We start from the raw sequence: 250 nt of genomic DNA, 5'->3' as shown, positions 1-250 counted from the left end.
GTGCGGGTCGCCGTCGAACTGCCCGCGGAGGCGGTCGCCCGGCTCGCCGCCACCGGCGCGACGACGGCGCACGGAGCGGTGCGCCTCGCCGGGCGGGTGACGCAGGGCACCGACTCCGCGGACCTGCCGTGGACCCAGCTGACCGCCCCGGACCGGGCCCTGCCGGCCACCGGGCCGCACACCGTCGAGGGCGCGGGCGCCGTGCCCGCGGTGACCGCCTCGTCGGGCGGCGACCTCACCTTCTCCACCG

Annotated in this window: 1 protein-coding gene; it reads left to right on the top strand. The window is 80.8% G+C overall.

Going from position 1 to position 250, the window contains the following annotated elements:
* On the top strand, positions 1 to 250 hold a 250-nt coding region (locus A4V12_RS11645), incomplete at both ends, for a DUF6801 domain-containing protein (RefSeq protein WP_350498009.1).

It is taken from the genome of Streptomyces noursei (genome assembly GCF_001646665.1).
Taxonomy (GTDB): domain Bacteria; phylum Actinomycetota; class Actinomycetes; order Streptomycetales; family Streptomycetaceae; genus Streptomyces; species Streptomyces lavendulocolor.
The sequence above is the reverse complement of the archived record's forward strand: the minus strand, read 5'-3'. Positions and strand labels throughout refer to the sequence as shown.